General features: G+C 50.5%; 3 protein-coding genes. All 3 read right to left on the bottom strand.

All coding sequences use genetic code 11. From position 1 onward, the window contains the following. On the bottom strand, window positions 1-488 hold a 488-nt coding region (locus tag Q0101_RS08185; RefSeq protein ID WP_297944214.1), incomplete at its 3' end, for a radical SAM protein. Next, entirely contained in the window at window positions 488-1,264 is a 777-nt protein-coding gene (locus tag Q0101_RS08190) for a 4Fe-4S binding protein (RefSeq protein ID WP_297944216.1), read from the bottom strand. The genes Q0101_RS08190 and Q0101_RS08185, both read right to left, overlap by 1 nt. Further along, window positions 1,257-1,727, bottom strand: a 471-nt coding sequence (locus tag Q0101_RS08195) for a substrate-binding domain-containing protein (RefSeq protein ID WP_297944219.1), incomplete at its 5' end; no start/stop codon positions are given. The genes Q0101_RS08190 and Q0101_RS08195, both read right to left, overlap by 8 nt.

A 1,727-nucleotide genomic window follows, 5' to 3' on the forward strand; every position in this document is an offset into this window, starting at 1 on the left:
TAAATTTTGTTTTTGTGGCGCACCCACGCATAAATTTTGCCGCCTACGCCCGGCGTTACGGCATTAACGGTCACCGTCACGTGGCTTACGCCGATCCGCACGATATCATCCACGTGCTCGGGCAGGGACAGGCCGTTTGTAGATAGGCAAAGTAGGGCGTGAGGGAAGCGGGCTTTGCATTTTTCAAAGGTCGCTAGGGTCTTATCGGCATCGCACATAGGATCTCCAGGCCCTGCGATACCGATGACCGAGATATCTTGTCTAAATTTAAATAGATTTTCCACGTATAGCGCGGCCTCGTCCGGGCTCTGCACCTTTGCCGTTACGCCGGGGCGATTTTCGTTTGCGCAGTCGTAGATGCGGTTGCAAAAATTGCATTGGATATTGCAATGCGGCGCCACGGGAAGGTGCACGCGCCCGTAGCTCGCGGACGCTTTTTTGCTAAAGCAGGGGTGGTTGTCGAAGGAGGGTTTGGCAAAAAAATTCATCAATCTTTTTTCCTTCCGAATTTGATGGCGTCCGCGTGGCAAACGTCCATACAATCGCCGCAGTTCGTGCAGTTCATCTCGTCGGGTCTAGTGCCCATTTCGCATTTGCGCAAACAAGCGTTGCAGTTATCGCAGGCGCTCGTTTTATAAACACGAAATATTGAAATTTTACGCAACAGCTCCATTATGCCGCCGCTAGGACAGGCAAAGCGACACCATAAATTTGCTACGATCAACGACGCGGCGATAAGAGCTACGACGACGGCAGTGCGAACCGCCCAGTACCAATCTGAAAATTTAAAGGACATGATAACGGCGTTGAGATACTCGTCGCTGGTGCGGATAGGGATCATAACGCGAGGATTGCCGTAGATAAAGTACACGCCCGCGCTAAGCAAAACGGTTAGAACCATGCCTATTTGCGCATATCGTAGCTTCCTGTTATTTTTTAGCTTGAGCTTAAAGGCGGCAAATTTGCCGAGCATTTGATTTATGAATCCGCCCGGGCAAAGCCAGCCGCAAAAGGCGCGCCCGAGGAAAATAACCAGCACGGGGATAAACAGCCAAAAGCCGAAAAATACGGTCGCGATCCGCCCCCAGCACGTAACGATCGGACAGGATTGGCAGTTTACGAAAGGCACGATAAAAGGGCATCTAAAAATCCCGTAATACGCCCATTGCCCGATCGCGCCGATAAAAATCAGCTGCACCAAGCGACGAATTTTAGTTAGCCTAGAGACTTTTTTCATCTTTGCCATATTTACGATACTAAACATCTTTTACACCAAACCTTTCTATGAGTTCAAGCCCGCGCGCCGAATGGATGGAGGTAAAGCCGTGTCGCTCGAAAATTTCCTGCCCCTCCACGGAGCAAACGAAGTCCGCAAAGTCATCGGCTAGCTTCTCGTCTTTTACGTATTTCATTATATTTAGCGTAAAGGTAAGCGGCCCGGGCGGAATTAGTTTTTCGTCGATAGGCATATATTCGATCTTGTCTTTAAACCTATCGTGCGTCGTTAGGCGCTTTTCGATGATGGACGCATCGCCCTTGCCATCTACGAGATCGCACATCATGGTAATAACGCACGCTCCGTTGGCGACCATATTTTTCATGACCGGCTCAGTAAGGCCGGAATTTTTCAAAATTCCCTTTACCGGTCCGCTACCCGGAGGCGAAGCCCTTAGCGGCAACATCACCCGCACGCCGGGTTCCGCTAGATCCTTCAGATCGCGAATGCC

Source organism: uncultured Campylobacter sp. (assembly GCF_937921625.1).
Taxonomy (GTDB): Bacteria; Campylobacterota; Campylobacteria; order Campylobacterales; family Campylobacteraceae; genus Campylobacter_B.